The organism is Micromonospora sp. A3M-1-15 (assembly GCF_024213425.1).
In the GTDB taxonomy this organism is placed as follows: domain Bacteria; phylum Actinomycetota; class Actinomycetes; order Mycobacteriales; family Micromonosporaceae; genus Micromonospora; species Micromonospora chersina.
The window spans coordinates 491,408-509,948 of record NZ_JANAVK010000001.1 but is presented as its reverse complement, the minus strand read 5'-3'; the positions used below and the strand labels follow the sequence as shown (position 1 = coordinate 509,948).

Below are 18,541 nucleotides of genomic sequence, written 5' to 3'. Positions count from 1 at the left end.
GGTGGAGCGCACCCGCCGGCGCGGTCAGGGCAGCCCGATGGTGACGGTCGCGGTCAGGCCGTCGGGGCGGCGGCGGAGGACCAGTGAGTCGGCCAGATGATCCGCCAGCCAGAGGCCCCGGCCGCCGGCCTCGGTCCCACCGGCCCGCTGGATCGACGGCGGGTCGGCGCCCGGGCCGTGGTCGACGACCTCGCAGCGCAGTTCGTCGCCCTGCCGCCGGAGGTGCAGGTGGCCGGCGCCGCCGCCGTGGCGTACCGCGTTGGTGGCGAGTTCGTGGATGGCCAGGACGAAGCCCTCGGCCGGGTCGCCGGTCAGCCCGGCCGCCGCGACGCGGGCGGCGACGGCGTGCCGCAGCTCGGTGATGTTGGCCGCGGTGAACCGCCGGGACAGCAGCGACGACGACTCGTGTCGCGCGTACCCGGCCCCCGTCGAGCTGATCTCGGCCGGCGGTTCGGCACCGCCCATGGAAAAGAGGCTACCCGCATTCCGAATATCCTCCGAGGGCGGTGCCGCGGCGGCGCGACCCTACCGCGGGGTGCCGGCTGGCTCCGGCGGTATCCGCAGCACGACCAGGGCGATGTCGTCGTCGCTGGTGGCGGCGTAGCGGGTCAGCAGCAGGTCGCAGAGCTGCTCCGCGGTCGAGCCGTGCCGGCCGGTGAGGTCCCGGACCAGCCCGGCCAGCCCGTCGTCGATGACGGCGTCCCGCCGGTCGACCAGGCCGTCGGTGTAGAGCACGACGGCGCAGCCGGGCGTGAGGGTGACGCGGTGGTCACCGCGCGTGACGCCGGCCCGGACGCCCAGCAGCATCTCCGGGGGCGTGTGCAGCAGGCGCGCGGTCCCGTCGGGGGCGACGAGGACCGGTGGCGGGTGCCCGGCGTTGGACCAGCACAGCGTGCGTGCGCCCGCCCGGGCCTGCTCCTCGTCCTGTTCCACCCGGGCCAGGACCGCGGTCGCCAGCTCGTCCAGGCCCAGGCCGCGCATCGTCTCCTCCAGGCCCTCCAGCACCGCGGCCGGCGACTTCCGCACGGCGTACGCGACCCCGCGGAGCAGGTTGCGGATCTGCGCCATCGTCGTCGCGGCCTGCTGGTCGTGGCCCGCCACGTCCCCGATGACCAGGGTGAGCGAGCCGTCGGGCTGCAGGAACGAGTCGTACCAGTCACCGCCGATCCGGGCCTGCTCGCCCGCCGGCTGGTACCGGACCGCCACCTCCAGGCCGTGCGGCCGCGCCGGTGGGGTCAGCAGGCTGCGTTGCAGCCTCTCGGACAGGTCCCGTTCGAGGACGGCGACCCGGCGCTCGGCCTGGCGCGTCCGGGCCCGGTGCAGCGCCTGCGCCACCGTGGCGCCCACCAGCCGCACGAAGCCCAGGTAGCCGTCGTCGAGGGGCAGGTGCTGGCTCAGCCGGGCCACCAGGGCCGTGTCGGCGGACGGCGGCACGCCGGGCAGGCGTACCCGCATCACGCGGGTCTGCGCGGACGTCTCCACCACGACGTCCCCGTCGCGGAAGATCATCGACGGGACCGCGGGCAGCGGCGGGCGGCCGCCGCCGGCGGCGTCGGCGCCCAGGATGTCGACGTCCGGCAGGTCCTGCGGCACGGTACGCAGCACCCGCACCGCCCGGTCGAGGATCTCCGCCGGGTCGTCGAGGCCGCTGAGGGCGTCGTTGAGCCCGACCAGCATGATCAGCCGCCGCTGCGACAGGACCTGCGTGGTGGTCTCCGTCGCGATGTCGACCACGCCCTCGACCTGGCCGCCGGGGCCGCGGGCGGCGGAATAGGAGAACGTGAAGTAGCACTCCTCGGGGTAGCCCCGCCGGTCCATCAGCAGCCGCATGTCCCGCGTCCAGGTCGCGCGCCGGGTCGACCGCACCGAGGCGAGCATCGGGCCGATGACGTCCCAGATCTCCGGGAACACCCGTGCCGCCGGGGCGCCGAGCGCGGCCGGGTGCTTGTTCCCGATCAGCTCGACGTACGCCTCGTTGTAGATCATGACGAACTCCGGGCCCCAGAACAGCGTCACCGGGAACCGGGAGTGCAGGGTGAGGTCGATGGCCGCGCGCAACGTAGGTCTCCACCCGGACACCGCGCCCAGTGACGTCGACGCCCAGTCCACCCCCCGGTACGCCGAGCGCAGCGTTCCCGCCGCCTCGAACAGCTCATCCACCGCCCGACCATAGCCGTACCCACCGCGGCCCCGTCGGGCTCCGCGACGACCGCCACTCCGGCCCGGTCGAGGGCTGCCGGTGATCGCCGATCGTCGGGCGTCAGCCCCTGCGGGCGCCCGTCCCGGCGGGATCCGCCGGTCGGGGCGGTTGCTCGGGCGCGGGCCCCGCCCCGCTCGGCTCGTCGCCGCTACCGGACCGTCGGCGGGGCAGGACGGCGAGCCCGGCCGCCAATCCGAGGGCGATGGTGGCCGCGGCGCACACCAGCAGCGTCCGGCGGGCGCCGAGGCCGGTCGTCAGCGGTCCGCCGAGCATGGTGCCCAGGGGCACCGCCAGCACGAGGACGGCGCTGTTGGCGGCCAGGGCCTGGGGAAGCGCCGTGGCGCTGGTGCTGCGCTGGAACAGCGCCATCGACGTGGACAGGTACGGCGCCCAGACGAGGCCGGCCAGGGCGAACGCCGGCAGGGACAGGCCGACGGGTGCGCCCAGGCCCAGCGGCAGCATGGCGACGCCGAACCCGACGACGATGCCGGCGGTGGTGGGCCACAGCGGCCACCGGTGCAGGTAGCCGGTGGCGAGGCCGCCGAGGAGGGAGCCGGCGCCGAACGCCGTGTAGTACAGCCCGAGGGTGGTCGCCGAGCCGCGCAGTTCCTCGGTGACCAGGACCGGCATGGCCACGTAGAAGGGGCCGAAGAGGAGGAAGAACCCGAAGGTCAGCCCCAGCAGGCCGCGCAGGGACCGGTGGCGCCGGATGATGCCGAAGCCGGCCGTGCGCGGCGGAGCGGTCCCCGCCGGAGCCGGCCGCCGGCGGTCGGGGACGGCGCGACGGTAGGTCGCGGCCAGGACGGCGAAGGTGACCGCGTCGATCGCGATGACCCAGACCGGCCCGGCCGCGCCGATGAGGACGCCCGCCAGCGGGGGACCGACGATGGTGGCCGTCTCGCCGATGACGGCGAGCACCGCGTTGGCCGGCAGGTGATGCCGTTCGGGCAGGAGTTCGGCGATCAGGGTGTAGCGCCCGGCGGAACCCCACGAGTGCAGCAGCGAGGACGCGGCGAGCAGGGTCACGTACAGGCCGATGCTGAGCGCACCGGCGAGGTGGGCGACGGGGATCGCCGCGAGTGCTCCGGCGCGCAGGACGGCGTCCCAGCCGGCGAGCTCGGCCCCGCTCCGACCGGCCAGCAACCGGCCGAAGACCACCGCTCCGGCGGCACTGGGCAGGGTGTACGCGGCCACCGCGAGCGCCGTCCACGTGCCGCGCTGACCCGGCGGCGCGAGTTGCAGTGCCAGCCAGGTCACCGCGACGAGCGCCATGCCGTCGCCCAGGGCGGACACCGCGAGCCCGGGCAGCACCCGGCGCAGCAGCGGATGGCTCACCACCGGCCAGTAGGGCGAGGAACGCGGGAAGCGGGGCGGCGCGGTGTCGGAGGGCATGCGGCCACCCGACACGACGCGGGCCGCGTACCTCAACACAATCGCCTGAGGGCAGAAGACCGAACCTGCCGGGCCGCCCCCGGGCGGGTCTCCGATCGGGCGATGTCGGCCATGCGACATGGAGGAATCGGCGATTTGAATCGTGCGGTCGGGATTCGCCGTGTCGCGCTTCGGAAAGGCGAAGGTTCATTCAATCGGCGGCCATTTTCCGACAGTGGCCCGGAATTCTGAAAGAACGCTCACGGTGAAGCATATTCCCTGCTCACGGCCGGTTTGAACCGGCAATGGTCGCACGGCGGCACCCTTTCGGTAAATAGCTGAGTCCGCTTGGCAGCAGGAGTGTGGTGAACGAAATTCACCGCCGCAGAATTCGAATTCGGCCGGGGAAACTGTCGCCCCGGCGGCTCTCACTCGCAGGAGGTACATCCCCATGAGTCGAATGACACCGGGCGGACGCGGGGGCACGGTCATGCGCCGTACCCTTTTCGCGTTGGCCGCCGCGATCGTCGCCACCGGCGCGATCGCGACCCCGGCGGTGGCCGACGGGAAACCCGTCACGCCGTCGACCCAGCCGGCCGAGGCCGTGCCGGGCGGGTTCACCAGCTGGCGTGAGCTGTTCTCGGTCCAGGACCGGCTCAACGCGGCCGCCGGCGAGATCACGGCCGCCCGCGGCGCGGGCTTCGCCGGCGTGGTCGCCGCGCCCGAGGACCGCAGGCTCACCGTCTACTGGAAGGGACGGGTCCCCGGCTCCGTCCGCGACCTGGCCCGGCAGCTCTCCGTGCCGGTGACGTTCAAGCCGGCCCGCTTCCACCAGCGCGAGATGGTCGCCGAGGCGCAGCGGCTCGCGGCCGACCCGCGCGCCGTGTCGGTGGCCGCCAAGGTCGACGGCAGCGGGCTCGCGGTGACCGTCACCGGCAAGGCGCTGGCGTCGGGCAAGCGGGACGTCCTGCGTACCGCGCGGCTGCCGCTGAGCGTGACCACCGCGTCGAGCCCGACGCTGCTCAACCGCCAGAACGACTTCGCCCCGTACTGGGGCGGGGCGCGGTACTACGCCGGCGGTGGATGCAGCACCGGCTTCGGGGTGTACTGGAACGACGCCCGCCAGATCCTCAGCGCCGGGCACTGCGGGATGAACGGCCAGGTCGCCTACGACGGTGGCGGCCCCACCAACACCATGGGCCCGATCATCAACGACTGGAACCCGCGGGACACCCTGATGATCAGGGTGTCGGCCGGCGGCCGGATCTACACCGGGGCCTACAACTCCGCCACCAGCATCGGGGTGGGCGGTGCCGCCTCGGACTACGTCGGCAACTACGTCTGCACCGGCGGCTCCTCCAGCGGTGAACACTGCAGCCTGCGGGTCAGCGTGGTGAACCAGTTCGTCAACGTCGGCTACGTGATCGGGCCGGTGACGCAGGCCAACCACATCGTCGCCGGGGGCTGCGCGGCCGCGCCGGGCGACAGCGGCGGGCCGGTGTACTCGTACCGCTCGGACGGGCGGGTCGACGCCCGCGGCACCGTCTCCGCCGGGGTGACCGGCACGGCGGTCTGCCCCGGCGTGAGCCCCAACGGGTCCAGCACCGTCTGGTACGCCCCGCTGCTGCGGCCGGTGGGTGACGCGCAGATCGGTTCCCTGACCTACTACGGCGCCTCGCTCATCCAGGGCTGAGGCGTCCCACCCGCGGGGATCGGCGAACCGCGGATCCGAGCAGCGTGGGCCGGTCCGACACGGACCGGCCCACGCCGCCGCCCGGTGTGGTCGGCCGCGGGCTGACCGTTGCGCAGCGGTTCCGGCCGGTTCACGGGGCGGGGGCGCTGGCAGACTGGGCCGATGCCCTCCGCCCATGCGTCCGCCCCGCCTGTTCCCCGCCGCCGCACCCGGGCGCTCGTCGCGGTGGCCGTCGCGCTCGCGGTGGCCGCCGCGGTCGGCGCCTGGTCGCTGCGGGACCGGGTCGTCGTCGACGGTGCTACGCCGTCCTCCGGCGGCGCGGCCACGGTCGCCGGTGGCACGGACTGCGCCGGCCGGCCGGCCCGGGCGACCCGGGAGTTGCGCGGCATGTGGATCACGACGGTGAACAACATCGACTGGCCGAGCCGCCGCGGGTTGCCGGCCGAGACCGCGCGGGCCGAGTTCCGGGGCTGGCTGGACCTGGCGGTGCGGCGCCACCACAACGCGGTCTTCGTGCACGTCCGGCCGAGCGGCGACGCCCTCTGGCCGTCGAACTACGCGCCGTGGTCGGAGTGGCTGACCGGGAGCCGCGACGGCCGCGACCCGGGCTGGGACCCGATGGAGTTCATGGTCGCCGAGGCGCACGCCCGCAACCTGGAGTTCCACGCCTGGTTCAACCCGTACCGGGGCGGCCAACCGGCCACGGTGGGCGGGCCCGGCCCGCGGGTCGACCAGCTCGCGCCGAACCACCCGCTGCGGCAGCACCCCGACTGGGTGGTGACCTACCCCAGCGCCGACCGGCCCGGCAGCCGCCTCTACTTCAACCCCGGCATCCCGGAGGCACGCCGGTTCGTCGAGGACGCCATGCTGGAGGCGGTCCAGCGGTACGACGTCGACGGCGTGCACTTCGACGACTTCTTCTACCCGTACCCGGAGGCCGGGCAGGACTTTCCGGACGGCGCGGCGTTCGCCCGCCACGGCCGGGGGTTCGCCGACAAGCACGCCTGGCGCCGGGACAACGTGAACACCCTGGTCCGCGAGATGAGCGAGCGGATCAAGGCGATCAAGCCGTGGGTGAAGTTCGGCATCAGCCCGTTCGGCATCTGGCGCAACAAGCGCACCGACCCGGCCGGCTCGGCCAGCGCCGGCCTGCAGAGCTACGACGACATCTACGCCGACACCCGGCTCTGGGTACGGCGGCAGTGGCTGGACTACGTCGTGCCGCAGCTCTACTGGCACATCGGATTCGGCAAGGCCGACTACGCCAAGCTGCTGCCCTGGTGGGCGGCCACGGTGCGGGGCACCCGGGTGCAGCTCTACATCGGCCAGGCCGACTACCGGGTGGGCGAGCGCGGGGCCTGGCGCGACCCCGCCGAGCTGGACCGCCAGCTCGCCCTGAACCGGCGCCACGGGGTCAGCGGGAGCGTCCACTTCAGCGCCCGGCAGGTGCGCGCCGACAAGCTCGGTGCGGTCAGCCGGTACAGCGACGCGCACTACGCCGCTCCCGCGCTGCTGCCGACGATGGCTCAGCTGCCGGCGGCGCCGCCACCGGCGCCCGCGATCACCGGCGCGGGCCGTGCGGACACCGGCGGGGTGGCGCTGACCTGGCGCGGCGACCACGCGGTGAGCTTCGCCGTCTACCGGGTGGACGGCGACGCGGCCCGGCTCGTCGGCACCACCCGTGGGGGTGACTGGGTGGACCGCACGGCCCCGGCCGCCGGGCTGCTCACCTACTGCGTGGCCGGCCTGGACCGCAGCGGGAACGAGGGCCGGCTCAGCGCGCCGGCGTCCGTCGCCTGACCTGCCCGCTCGACACGTCGGCGGCGGCCGGGCCCGCCGAGGTGGGCGGCTGCCCGTCGTCGGGCGGCTGGGGCGGCGAGATCCAGGTGACCAGCACGACCGAGATGATCATGAGGAGGAACCAGGAGGCGAGCTTCGCCGGCGAGACGAAGTGCCAACCGCCCAGCTGGCTGGGGTAGAGCCAGGCGTTGGACCAGGTGGCGATGTTCTCGGCGAGCCAGATGAAGAAGGCGACGAGGAGGAAGGCCAGCAGCAGCGGCATGCGCCACCGGAACCGGAAGATGCGGAACTGCATGACGCAGCGCCCGAACACGAGCGCGACGGCGGCGATGAGCAGCCACCGCAGGTCGAGGACGTAGTGGTTGGTGAAGAAGTTGGCGTAGATCGCGGCGGCCAGCAGGGCCGTCAGCCAGCGCCTCGGGTAGCGGGTGAAACGCAGGTCGAACAGCCGGTTCACCCGGACCAGGTAGGAGCCGACGGCGGCGTACATGAAGCCGCTGAACAGGGGCACCGCACCGATCCTCAGCAGGCCGTCGGAGGCGTAGGACCAGGAGCCCACCTGTGTCTTGAACAACTCCATGACGGTGCCGACGAGGTGGAACAGCACCACCACCCGCAGCTCGCGCAGCGTCTCCAGGCGTCCGGCCACCATGGCGATCTGGATGGCGACCGCGGCGAGCGTCAGGAAGTCGTTGCGGGCGAACGCCGGGTCCCTCGGGTACCAGAGATGCGCCGCGAAGATGACCGCCAGCGTCGCCCCGCCGAAGACGCACGCCCAGGCCTGTTTGAGCCCGAACACCGCGAACTCGGTCAGCCAGCCGGCCGGTCCGTGCCGGGGCAGCCGGGCGAGGATCGCGCGGAAGCGGGCGTCGATCGCACGTTCGGCAGTGGTCAGGGCGGCTGGTCCGGGCGCGTTGTGCATCACCTCGACGCTATCGCGGGCTCACCCGGGTCGGCCGGGCCGTTCCACGCAGCCCGAGCAGCGCGACCGCGGCGAGCACGATGACGGCGACGGCGTACTCCTCGGCGGTCCGGCGCAGGCCCCCGCCGTGGACCACGAGGAAGCCCGCGATGACGGTGGGCAGGCCGAAGCCGACGTAGGAGACGATGTAGAGCAGGGAGAGCACGCTGGCGCGCTCGTGCGCCTCGACCAGTGGCGTGACGGTCTTGAGGGCGCCCTGGAAGCCGCCTCCGAAGCCGACGCCGCCGAACGCGAGGCCGACGAAGAAGCCGGCGATGGAGTCGGCGGACACCGACACCAGCGTGATGATCATGCCGATGACGAGCGCGGTGATGCCGGTGAGCATGACGGTCTTCGCGGGCCGGTCGCGCAGCACGAGGATGGCGGCGGACCCGAAGACCGCGAAGACGAAGATGCTCAGGCCCCCGGCCACGATCGAGGAGTTCATGAGGGCGCGGACGAGCGCCGGGCCGAGCGCGCCGAAGAACCCGGCCAGCGCCCAGACGGCGAAGACGACCGGGGCGACGACCAGCATCGGCCCGCGTACCGCGCGGGGCAGCCTGATCTCCGGCCGCAGGCTCCGCAGCGCTCCCGCCATCGGCGTGACCGTCTCCGCCATGAGCACGACCCCGACACCCTGCACCAGCAGGACGACGAGCAGGACGAGGTACACCAGTCGCGTCGGCGCGGGCAGGTACTGGACGAGCAGCGCGGAGAGCAGGGCGCCGACCCCGGTGCCGATGCCCGGGGCGATCGAGTTGGCGAGCGTGCCGCGGGACCGGTCGATGTCCAGCATGGCGGCGGCCGCCGCGCCGGTGGCGGCGCCCGCCGCGATGCCCTGCACGACGCGGGCGGCCACCAGCGTGGGTACGCCGCCGGCGAGGACGAAGATGACCAGCGAGATCATCTGGACCGCGATGGCGGCGAGCAGGACCGGCCGCCGGCCGACATGGTCGGAGAGCTTGCCGACGGTGAGCAGGGTGGCCAGCACCGCGGCGGAGTAGACGGCGAACACCACGGTGGTGGTGATCGGCGAGAAGTGCCAGCGTGCCTGGTAGATCCCGTAGAGAGGGCTGGGGGCCGTGGACGCGGCGACGAAGGACACGATGATCGAGGCGAGCAGGAGCAGGGCGACGTGCGGTGTGAGGCGCCTCGACGGGACGTTGCTCATCAGACCTGCTCCTCGGTGAACGCGCGGGACGACCCGGCCGCACTCCGGTCGACCGGCGCAGCGGAGTACCCCGTCCGGCCCGACGCACGCGGCACGGCCGCGGCCCGGCGTGAAGTCGCCGTTCCGCCTCGCCCCGCCCCGGCGCGCGGTTAGCCTCCTTGGCATGGCGCGGCAGATCCCCCCGATCGACGTCCAGCGGTGGGTGAACTCGCCCCCGCTGACCCCCGACGCCCTGCACGGCAGGGTGGTCCTGGTGGACATCTGGGAGTACACCTGCGTCAACTGGATCCGCACCGCGCCCTACGTGAAGGCGTGGCACCGGGACTACGCCGACCTCGGCCTCACCGTCGTCGGAGTGCACGCTCCCGAGTTCGAGTTCGGCCGGCACGCCGAGAACATCGACCGGGCGATCCGCGACCACGGGCTCACGTATCCCATCGCGCTCGACAACGACTTCACCTTCTGGCGGGCCCTCGGCAACGACGCCTGGCCGGCGAAGTACCTCTTCGACGCGGACGGGCGGTTCGTGCAGCGGTGGGTCGGGGAGGGCGACTACGAGCGGGTCGAGTCGGAGATCCGGCGGCTGCTGGAGATGAGGGCGCCGGGCACCCGGCTGCCGCCGGTCAGCCCCGAGGTGTCGGCGTTCGCCACCACGGGGGAGCCAAGCTACGTCGGCATCACCCCGGAGACCTACCTCGGCGCCGACCGGGCGGTGCCGGGCTCGTTCAGCGTGGCCGGTGACTGGCTCAGCGGCGGCGAGTACGTGGAGCTCAATTCCGGGATCGGCGAACTGGCGCTGCCCTTCAACGCCGGCGAGGTGAACCTGGTGGTCCGTCCGGGACCCGCCGGGCAGGCCGCGCTCCGGGTGCTGCTCGACGGGGAGCCGATTGGCGCGGAGCGGGGCGCCGCGGTGGGCGCGGACTCGGTGGCGCCGGTCGACCGGGCCGCCATGATCCGGCTGGTCGCCGGCGCGTCCCGCGACGACCACCTGCTCACCCTGGTCACCGACCAGGCCGGCTTCCGCGCGTACGTCTTCACGTTCGGGCCGTGACGGCCGGCGCTCAGCCGGACACGTCGACGGCCGCAGCGCCCACCACGGCCCGCTCACCCTCCTGCTGCACGTAGCCGACCACCGACGCCTGCCGGGGATCGAGGTCGGGCGGCACCGCCAGGTCCACCCGCCCCTCCTCGGCGTCGAGGCCCACCGAGGTGAAGGCGCGCACCACGTTGTCCTGCCGGAGCCGGCGCCCCGCGTTCTCGCCCCGGGGGACGTCGTTCTCCAGGCCGCGTTCCACGACCGCCACGTGCAACATGCCCCGCGCCGGCGGATACTGCGCCCGGTAGTCCACCGTCACGTGGCCGCCGCCCGCGTCCCCGACCGACAGGGCGAGCGGCGTGACGGCCGGTGCCGACAGCGCGGAGGAGATCGCCTCCGCCGCCCGCCGGCGGTCGGAGCCGACGAACTCGGCGGTCCCGTTGACGACCATCTGCGGCGTGTAGAGGTGCCCGGTGCCGAAGGCCCGCGCGTACGCCTCCTGCCGGGCGGTGTACGCCGCGGCGGCGTACGGGTCGGGCCAGCCCAGGTGGTCCCAGTAGTCGACGTGGAAGCCGAGTGCGAAGACCGGCTCGCCCCGTTTCCGGGCGTCCCGCTCGATCTCGGTCAGCACCTCCTCGGCGGGCGGGCAGCTCTCGCAGCCCTGCGAGGTGAACATCTCCACGACGGCGAAGCCGCCGTCACCCGCCTGCGGCGGCGATCCCGTGGGCGAGAGGTCCGTCATGGCTGGCTCCTGCCTCCGTCGGTCCTGCTGGCGGCACTCCGATTCCCGTTGCGGCCGCGACCATGCGCCGACGACCCCCGCGCGTCAGGCCGGGGCCCGGTCCAGCGCCCCCAGGAAGTCGTCCACCAGGTCGGCGGTGTCCTCGATGCCGGTGGAGACGCGGACCAGCCCGTCGGAGATGCCGGCGGCGGCCAGCTGGGCCGCGTCCACGATCCCCGCCCACATCGACCGGGGATGCACCACCAGCGTGCTGACGCTGCCCAGGCTGGCCGCCCGCTTGGACAGCTTCAGCCCGGCCAGCAGCGCGGCGGCCCCCGCCCGGCCGGCCGTGAGTTCCACGCCCAGCACCCCGCCGAAGCCGGTCATCTGCCGGCGCGCGAGGGCGTGCTGGGGGTGCGAGGGCAGCCCCGGGTAGCGGACCCGGGCGACCGCCGGGTGCCCCTCCAGGGCGCGGGCCAGGGCCAGGGCGTTGGCGTTGTGCCGCTCCACCCGCAGCGGCAGGGTGCGGATGCCGCGCAGCAGCAGCCAGGCGTCCACCGGGCCGAGCGTGCTGCCGGTGACGATCGCCGTCTGCCACACCCGCTCGACCAGCCCCGCGGGGCCGACGACCACCCCGGCCGACACGTCGGAGTGGCCACCGAGGAACTTGGTGCCGCTGTGCCAGACCAGGTCCGCACCCGCGCTCAGGGGGCGCTGGTTGACCGGCGTGGCGAAGGTGTTGTCGACCACCGCGAGCGCGCCCGCCGCGTGGGCCGTCGCCACGACGGCCGCGAGGTCGGTCAGCTCCAGCAGCGGGTTGCTCGGCGTCTCCACCAGCACCAGGCGGGTCTCCGGGCGCAGCGCCCGCTCGAAGGCCCCGGCGTCGGTCTGGTCGACCTGGGTGCAGGCGACCCCGAAGCGGGGCAGCAGGCCGGTGGCCAGCGAGGTGGTGCCGCCGTACGTGCTGCGCTGCACCACCACGTGGTCACCGGCGGAGAGCAGGGCCAGGGCGACGGTGCTGATCGCGCCCATGCCGGAGGCGGTGACCAGGCCCGTCTCCGCGCCCTCCAGCTCGGCCACCACGGCGGCCACCTGGGCGTGGTTGGGGTTGCCGTAGCGGGTGTAGAAGGCGCTGCCCCGGGGCTCGGTGGCGATCTCCGTGAACCGCTCGTCGGACTCGGCGCTGAAGGTCGCGCTCTGCACGATCGGCGGCGCCACCGCCCCACCGGGGACCAGGCCGTCGTCGCCGTGCACGGCGGCCGTGCCGAAGCCGGTCACGAGCGGGCCACCCGGTCCACCAGGGCGCCGTAGCTGCCCAGCGCCGTGAACTCGGGCAGCGTCAGGTCGCTGCCGTGGCGCTGCCGCAGCACGGTGACCAGCCGCAGGGCGCGCAGCGAGTCCCCGCCGGCGGCCAGGAAGTCGGTCGCCGGGTCGCGCGGCGCCGCCCCGAGCACCTCCTGCCAGGCCCCCGCCACCCGGGCCGCCCACTCGCTGCGCGCGTCGCCGCCGGCCGCCGGTCCGGCGGTGGCGACGGGCCGCAGCGGCGCGGTCGGGTCGGCGGCCAGCAGCCGGCGGAAGCCGTCGGCGAAGGCGTCCACCCGCTCCGCGGGGACGTGCCGGTGGTCGTACTGGACGGTGAGGGCGAGCCGGCCGGTGTCGGCGGCCAGTTCGGCGTCGACGGCGAGGCTGAACGCCACGTCCACGGTGATGCCCCGGCTGTCCACGATGCGGCTGCCGCCGCCGGCCGGGCCGTTCGGGAAGTGGGTCCAGTTGAAGAAGTGGTCGAAGCGGGGACCGGCCCCGCCGGCGCGGACGATCTCGGCGAGCGGGAAGCGGTGGTGCCCCATCAGCTCCCGCTCGGCCCGCCACACCTCGGCGGCCAGCTCCGCCGGGGACCGGGAGCCCAGCGTGACGCTCACCGGCACGGTGTTGAGGAACAGCCCGAGGGTGGCGTCGCTGCCCTCGCCCTCCGGCCGGCCGCCGACCACCAGGCCGCTGACCACGTCGTCCCGCCCGGCGAGTTCGCCGACCAGCCGCAGGTGCACGGCGAGCAGCCAGGACTTGACCGGCACCCCGGCGGCCCGGGCCGCCTCGGCGACCACCTCGGTGGCGCCCGCCCGCAGCGGCACCCGCTGGGTGGTGGTGGTCCGTGGCTGCGCCCCGCCGAGCAGCAGCGGCGGCACCGCGCCGGCGCCGGCCAGCCAGAACCGGCGGGTGGCCGGGTCGGCCACGGCGTGCCGCTCGGCCGCCACGTACTCGCGGAACGGCAGGCCGGGGTCGGCCGGGCGCGGCGCGCCGGCCCGTTCCCCGTCGTACGCGGCGAGCAGGTCGGTGAGGAAGCGGTGCAGGCTCCAGCCGTCGAGGATGCCGTGGTACTCGGCGACGATCAGGGTGAACGCGTCGGCGTCCTCCCGGACGGCGTGCAGGCGCAGCAGGGGCGGGCGGGCCCAGTCGAAGGGGCGTACCCGCTCCTGGGCGACGAGGTCGTCGATCCGTTCCCGGCGGGCCCGCGGGTCGGTGCCGGCCAGGTCGGTCACCGGCACCTCGACCGGCGCGTCCGCGTGCACGAGCTGCAACGGCTCGGAGTACGCGCCCAGCGCGAACCCGGTGCGCAGCACCGGATGGGCGGCCATCAGACCGGCCAGCGCGCGGCGCAGCGCCGCCGCGTCCAGCGGCGCGGCGACCCGGTGCGCGGTGACGTTGTGGTACATGGCCGGGTCGCCGGACAGCTCGCCGTGGTAGACCATGCCCTGCTGGAGGGCGGTCATCGGGTACGCGTCGGCGAGCCCGTCCGGCAGCCGCTCCCGGTCGGCGTCGGCCACCAGGGCGAACCGCCCGGTCTCCGGCGCGGCGGGCCGGGTCTCCACACCGTCGACGGTCAGCTGCCCGTGCTCGACCAGCTCCCGGATCGTCTGGTACGTGAAGATGTCGTTGAGCTGGAAGGACAGCCCGCGCTTCTGCGCCGCCACCTGCATCTGGATGCTGCGGATGGAGTCGCCGCCGAGGGCGAAGAAGCTGTCCGTCACCCCGAAGTCCGCCACACCGAGTACCTCGCGCCACGCCTCGACCAGGATCTCCTCGGCCCGGTTGGCCGGTGTCACCGCCGCGCCGGCGCCCGGCCGGTCGAGCCGGGGCGCCGGCAGCGCCGCCCGGTCGAGCTTGCCGTTGCGGGTCAGCGGCAGCTCGTCGAGGAGCACCACCGCGGCCGGGATCAGGTGGGCGGGAAGCCGCTCGGCGAGCCAGCCGGCCAGCCGCTCCGCCAGCGGGCCGGCCGCCGGCGCGGCCGGTGCGGCCACCGCCGGGCGCGGGTCGGCGGCGTACCCGGGGCGCACGGCGTGCAGGGTGTGCCGGTCGGTGCCGGTGAGCAGGTCGTCCTGGCGGGTGACCACGGTGAAGCCGCGGGCCTCGAAGGACGCGGCCAGCTCGGCCAGCCGGCCGGCCGTCTCGGTGCCGGGCGCGTCGTGCACCTCCATGGCGACCTGCGCGATCAGCGGCCAGTGCCGGTCGTCGAGGCCGGCCAGCACGTCCGCCTCGGCGCGCTGCACGTCGATCTTCAGCAGGTCGATCCGGGTGGGGGCCAGCTCGTCGAGGACGGCCGAGAGCGGCCGGACCGGCACGGTGAGCCGCCGGCCGGCGAAGCGTTCGGCGAGCAGCTCGTCGACCCGGTCGAGCAGGACGTCCCGCTCGTCCGCGCCGGCGTCCCGCTCGTTGGCCAGGTACCGCTTGATCACCGCCACCTCGGCGTCCGGGTCGGCGTACGCGGCGTGGCCGGACATCATCGAGTAGCCCGGGTAGTAGGTGAAGGACACCTCCCCGGCCGCCCGGGCCAGCCCGAACCCGTGCACCGTGGCCGGCACGCCGAACTCGGCGACGTTGCGCCGCAGCAGGTCCACCACCGACGGCACCGGCTCGAACGCGTGGATCGTGGCGTCCGGGCAGACGCTGTGGACGAACAGCGAGAACATGCCGATGTTCGCGCCGACGTCGAGCACGGTCGCCCCGGGCCGCAGCACGATGCCGTCGCGCAGGTAGACCTGCTGGACGAAGATCTCGTCGTACAGGTAGCGGGTCTCGTGCGGGTTCACCCCGGCGATCCGGTCCACGTCGACGGCCGCGGCGGCCCGGCCGGGCCGCACGTAGGCGACGAGCCGGTCGCCGTACCCGTCGTCGTCGCGGGCGACCACGGCCGCGTCGGCGACCTCGGGGTGCCCGCGCAGGACGGCGGCGACCTCGCCCGGCTCCACCCGGAAACCGTGGATCTTCACCTGGTCGTCGAGGCGGCCCAGGTAGCGCAGCCGCCGGTCGGCGTCGAAGCGGACCCGGTCGCCGGTCCGGTACACCCGTTCCGTGTCACCGGAGGGCAGCGTCACCTCGACGAAGCGCCCCGCCGTGGTCTCCGGGTCGCCCAGGTAGCCGTCGGCGAGCTGCGGGCCGCTGACGCAGAGTTCCCCGGCCACGCCCGGCGGCACGGGCCGCAGCCGCTCGTCGAGCACCCGGACCTCGACGCCGGGCAGCGGCCGGCCGATGCTGGGTGGGTCTCCGGCGCGGATCTCCGCGGCGGTGGTGTCCACCGTGCACTCGGTCGGCCCGTACAGGTTGACGGCGCGGACGTCGGGCAGCGCCGCCACCGTCTCCCACAGGTCCGGGCCGACGGCCTCGCCGCCGAGCAGCAGCAGGCCGGGCAGCCGGGTGTCCCCGGCGCCGGCGAGCAGGATGCGCAGCTGGGAGGGGGTCAGGTCGAGCACGTCCACGTCGTGGTCGGCCAGCGCGGCGGCGAGCGCCGCCCCGTCCCGGCGGACCTCCTCGGGCACCACGTAGAGGGCGCGGCCGTGGCCGAGCTGCACGAGCTGCTTCACCGAGGCGTCGAAGGTGAGCGGGGCGTTCACCGCGACCCGCGGACCGGGGCGGCTGCCCGCGTACACGGTCTGTTCCAACGCCCGTGCCAGGTGCGCGGCGGCGCCGTGCGACACCCGCACGGCCCGGGGCGTGCCCGTGGAGCCCGAGGTGAAGATCACGTACGCGGGGTCGGCGGGAGCGGGCGCGGCGGGCGGCGGCCCGCCGGCCGCGACCAGGTCGTCCACGGTCGCGGTGGCCGGTCCGCCGGCGCCGACCACGACCTCCGCGCCGACCGCGCGGAGCTGGGCGGCGAGGCGCGGCGCCGGGGCGTCCGGGTCCAGCGGCACGAACACCGCGCCGGCCCGCAGCACGCCGACGAAGGCCACGACGGTGTCCCGGGACCGCGCGGCCAGCACCCCCACCGGGGCGCCGGCCAGGCCGCGCGCCGCGAGGGCGCCGGCCACCCGTGCGGCCCGCTCCCGCAGCTCACCGGCGGTGTACGCGCCGTCCGCGGCGACCACCGCCGGGGCATCCTGGTCCATCCCGGCCAGGCCCGCGTCGAGCAGGTCGACGAGGGTACGCCCCGGCGCCACCGACGGGCTGCCGGCAGCGTCGGCCAGCCAGCCGGCCTCCCCGTCGCCGAGCACGGTAAGCGCCGCGTCCCCGGTGAGCGCGGCCGGCAGGGTGCTAAGGATCGCCAGCAGCGAGTCGAGCAGCCACTGCCCGCCGACCACCCGCAGGGTGACCCGGTCGTCGCCGGTCAGCGCGGTGAGCTGCGGACCGGCGGCGGGCGGCGGGTCGGCAACCATGGCCGTGGCGCCGCCGAAACCGGCCACGGTGGCCGGGTCCACGGCGGGCAGCAGCGCGAAGCCGGCGACCGCGCCGGACTGCTCGTCCACCGGGTCGACCAGGTGGAACGTCTCGTCGGCGGCGACCTCCGCGGCGCGGACCCCGGCCAGCAGGTCGGCGGGGGCGTCCGGCAGCGGCAGGGCCAGCCGCAGCGGGCCGTAGCCGCCCAGGGGGCCCACCACCTCGGCGGTCCCGTCGGCCTGCCGGCCGTCGCTCCACCGGGCCAGCACCAGGTCCGCCTCGTCGGCCCCGTCCGGCGCCTCGGCGCGGCGGGACACCGCGAGGGCCCAGGCGGCGAGCAGCACGGTGGCCGGCTCCACGTCGGCGGCCCGGGCGGCGTCGGCCAGCGCGGCGGCGGGCACCGTCGCGGTGACCACGGCGGTCGGGTCGTCGCCGGGCGGGGTGACGAGCCGCGCGGCCGGCGCGCCGGGCTCCGCCTTCGGGGCCTGCTCCCGCTCCTCCAGCTGCCACTCGACCACGTCGAGGAACTGCAACGCCTCCGGGTCCTCCGGCAGCGTCTCGCCGGCGTAGGCGCGGGCCAGGTCGGCCAGGACCAGCCGCAGGCTGGCCGGGTCGGCGATGAGCGGGGTGGCGGCCACCTCCAGCGCGTCGTCGGTCAGCGTGACCGACAGGTCGCCCTGCGCGCCGACCGTCACGGCCCGGGCGTCGTCCACGTCCTGCAACGGCACCCGCAGCCCCGGGTGGTGCACCAGGGTCAGCCGCAGCGCCTCGTGCCGGGCCACCACCGTGTCGACGGCGGCCTGCAACCGCGCCCGGTCCAGCGGCCGGTCGAGCCGCACCCGCGCCCGGACCAGGTCCTGCTTCCCCGACCAGGCCAGGCGCTGGACCGGCGAGAGACGGTATCCGTTCACGACACACTCCGGTTGACGTAGAGGTCGGACATGGCGACCAGGATCTGCCGGTCGCCGCTGAAGGGTTCCCGGCCGTGGGTGGCCAGGAAGTTGTCCACCACCAGCACGTCGCCGCGCTGCCAGGGCACCGAGACGGCGTGCCGCCGGTACAGCTCGCGGATGCCGGTGACCACCTCGTCGGGGATCGGCTCGCCGTCGCCGTAGTAGGCGTTGCGGGGCAGCCCCTCCGGGCCGTACTCGCGCAGCAGGGCGCCAGCCACCTCGGCCGGCATGTTCGAGACGTGGAACAGGTGGGCGTGGTTGAACCACACCGTCTCCCCGGTACGCGGGTGCGTGGCGACCGCCTGCCGCCGGGCGCGAGTCCGCAGCCCGTCCCCGCCCAGCCAGGTGAACTCGGTCGCCGAGGCGGCGCAGTACGCCTCCACCTCCGCCCGGTCGGTGGTCTGGAACGCCTCCTGCCAGGGCAGGTCCAGGTGCGGGCCGTAGTTGCGCACGTAGCTGACGCCGGCGCGGAGGAACCGCTCCCGCACGTCGGCGGGGATCAGCGGGGTGATGACCCGCTCGCTGGCCAGCGGGGTGGCCCCGCCGCTGCCGGTGGCCGGCTGCGCGCACCAGAAGTAGAGGTGGGTGGGCCAGTTGTGCGAGTACGACATCTCGTGGTGCAGCGGGATCCACTGCTCGGCGTTGAACTCGGTGGAGGTGAACACCCGGTCGGCGACCTCGTGCCGGGGGGCGGCCCGCTCCAGGTAGCCGAGCAGGTCCGGGCTCACCGCCCGGGCGGCCTGGCTGAAGTCGTCGGGGGTGCGTACCTCGAAGCCGCGGAAGAACACCGCGCCGTGGCGGTCCAGGTCGGCCAGCAGCTCGTCGCGGCGCCCGGCGAGCCAGCCCCCCAGGTCGAGGTCGGGCACGGCGGCCTCGACGAGCAGCACGAACTCCTCGTCCACGAGCACCCGCCGGGTCACCGGCGAGGTGACCGTTCCGGTGGCGCGCCGTCGCGGCCCTGGCCCGCTCACCGCGCCGTCTTTCGTTCG

General features: G+C 74.9%; 12 protein-coding genes. 3 read left to right on the top strand and 9 right to left on the bottom strand.

The features are described 5' to 3' along the window. Positions 1 to 24: 24 nt before the first annotated feature. The 3 genes from NLX85_RS02250 to NLX85_RS02240 all read right to left on the bottom strand — a co-directional run bounded on the left by NLX85_RS02250 (position 25) and on the right by NLX85_RS02240 (position 3,592). Positions 25 to 465 (bottom strand): ATP-binding protein, encoded by a 441-nt coding sequence (locus tag NLX85_RS02250; protein WP_254331356.1) that lies wholly within the window; start codon positions 463 to 465, stop codon positions 25 to 27. A 60-nt stretch (positions 466 to 525) separates the two neighbouring features. After that, positions 526 to 2,160 (bottom strand): PP2C family protein-serine/threonine phosphatase, encoded by a 1,635-nt coding sequence (locus NLX85_RS02245; protein WP_254331355.1) that lies wholly within the window; start codon positions 2,158 to 2,160, stop codon positions 526 to 528. A gap of 100 nt (positions 2,161 to 2,260) precedes the next feature. Further along, on the bottom strand, positions 2,261 to 3,592 hold the full coding sequence (locus tag NLX85_RS02240; RefSeq protein WP_254331354.1) for an MFS transporter: 1,332 nt from the start codon (positions 3,590 to 3,592) through the stop codon (positions 2,261 to 2,263). Positions 3,593 to 4,061: 469 nt separating this feature from the next. On the opposite strand from NLX85_RS02240, the gene NLX85_RS02235 reads away from it, so the two are divergent. Together NLX85_RS02235 and NLX85_RS02230 are read left to right on the top strand one after the other, a co-directional pair. Further along, positions 4,062 to 5,264: a S1 family peptidase gene (locus NLX85_RS02235; RefSeq protein ID WP_254331353.1), complete on the top strand. Its 1,203-nt coding sequence runs from the start codon at positions 4,062 to 4,064 to the stop codon at positions 5,262 to 5,264. Between the two features lie 162 nt (positions 5,265 to 5,426). Further along, complete coding sequence (locus tag NLX85_RS02230; RefSeq protein ID WP_254331352.1) at positions 5,427 to 7,064, top strand: glycoside hydrolase family 10 protein; 1,638 nt, start codon at positions 5,427 to 5,429, stop codon at positions 7,062 to 7,064. Here NLX85_RS02230 and NLX85_RS02225 read toward each other — a convergent pair. Then, entirely contained in the window at positions 7,039 to 7,986 is a 948-nt protein-coding gene (locus tag NLX85_RS02225; RefSeq protein ID WP_254331351.1) for a DUF817 domain-containing protein, read from the bottom strand. The two genes, NLX85_RS02230 and NLX85_RS02225, sit on opposite strands and share 26 nt — an antisense overlap. A 10-nt stretch (positions 7,987 to 7,996) precedes the next feature. Next, positions 7,997 to 9,196: an MFS transporter gene (locus tag NLX85_RS02220; RefSeq protein WP_254331350.1), complete on the bottom strand. Its 1,200-nt coding sequence runs from the start codon at positions 9,194 to 9,196 to the stop codon at positions 7,997 to 7,999. Positions 9,197 to 9,359: 163 nt separating this feature from the next. Here NLX85_RS02220 and NLX85_RS02215 point away from each other — a divergent pair, with 163 nt between their 5' ends. Next, the gene (locus NLX85_RS02215; protein ID WP_254331349.1) at positions 9,360 to 10,247 is read left to right on the top strand and encodes a redoxin family protein; all 888 of its coding nucleotides are present in this window, start codon (positions 9,360 to 9,362) and stop codon (positions 10,245 to 10,247) included. A 10-nt stretch (positions 10,248 to 10,257) separates the two neighbouring features. Here NLX85_RS02215 and NLX85_RS02210 read toward each other — a convergent pair whose 3' ends face one another. From NLX85_RS02210 to NLX85_RS02195, 4 genes are all read right to left on the bottom strand, one after another. Further along, positions 10,258 to 10,974, bottom strand: a complete 717-nt coding sequence (locus NLX85_RS02210; protein WP_305885010.1) for a thioredoxin family protein — start codon at positions 10,972 to 10,974, stop codon at positions 10,258 to 10,260. Between the two features lie 84 nt (positions 10,975 to 11,058). After that, complete coding sequence (locus NLX85_RS02205) at positions 11,059 to 12,231, bottom strand: PLP-dependent aspartate aminotransferase family protein (RefSeq protein ID WP_254331348.1); 1,173 nt, start codon at positions 12,229 to 12,231, stop codon at positions 11,059 to 11,061. Further along, complete coding sequence (locus tag NLX85_RS02200; protein ID WP_254331347.1) at positions 12,228 to 17,510, bottom strand: non-ribosomal peptide synthetase; 5,283 nt, start codon at positions 17,508 to 17,510, stop codon at positions 12,228 to 12,230. Before NLX85_RS02200 ends, NLX85_RS02205 begins: the two co-directional genes overlap by 4 nt. Further along, positions 17,507 to 18,523: a TauD/TfdA family dioxygenase gene (locus tag NLX85_RS02195; protein ID WP_254331346.1), complete on the bottom strand. Its 1,017-nt coding sequence runs from the start codon at positions 18,521 to 18,523 to the stop codon at positions 17,507 to 17,509. The genes NLX85_RS02200 and NLX85_RS02195 overlap by 4 nt, the downstream gene beginning before the upstream one ends. Positions 18,524 to 18,541 lie beyond the last annotated feature (18 nt).

Excerpts from the sequence above, each read along its gene's own strand:
- NLX85_RS02250 (WP_254331356.1), bottom strand. The coding sequence starts at position 465 with ATGGGCGGTGCCGAACCGCCGGCCGAGATCAGCTCGACGGGGGCCGGG.
- NLX85_RS02240 (WP_254331354.1), bottom strand. The coding sequence starts at position 3,592 with ATGCCCTCCGACACCGCGCCGCCCCGCTTCCCGCGTTCCTCGCCCTAC.
- NLX85_RS02235 (WP_254331353.1), top strand. The coding sequence starts at position 4,062 with ATGCGCCGTACCCTTTTCGCGTTGGCCGCCGCGATCGTCGCCACCGGC.
- NLX85_RS02230 (WP_254331352.1), top strand. The coding sequence starts at position 5,427 with ATGCCCTCCGCCCATGCGTCCGCCCCGCCTGTTCCCCGCCGCCGCACC.
- NLX85_RS02225 (WP_254331351.1), bottom strand. The coding sequence starts at position 7,986 with ATGCACAACGCGCCCGGACCAGCCGCCCTGACCACTGCCGAACGTGCG.
- NLX85_RS02220 (WP_254331350.1), bottom strand. The coding sequence starts at position 9,196 with ATGAGCAACGTCCCGTCGAGGCGCCTCACACCGCACGTCGCCCTGCTC.
- NLX85_RS02215 (WP_254331349.1), top strand. The coding sequence starts at position 9,360 with ATGGCGCGGCAGATCCCCCCGATCGACGTCCAGCGGTGGGTGAACTCG.
- NLX85_RS02210 (WP_305885010.1), bottom strand. The coding sequence starts at position 10,974 with ATGACGGACCTCTCGCCCACGGGATCGCCGCCGCAGGCGGGTGACGGC.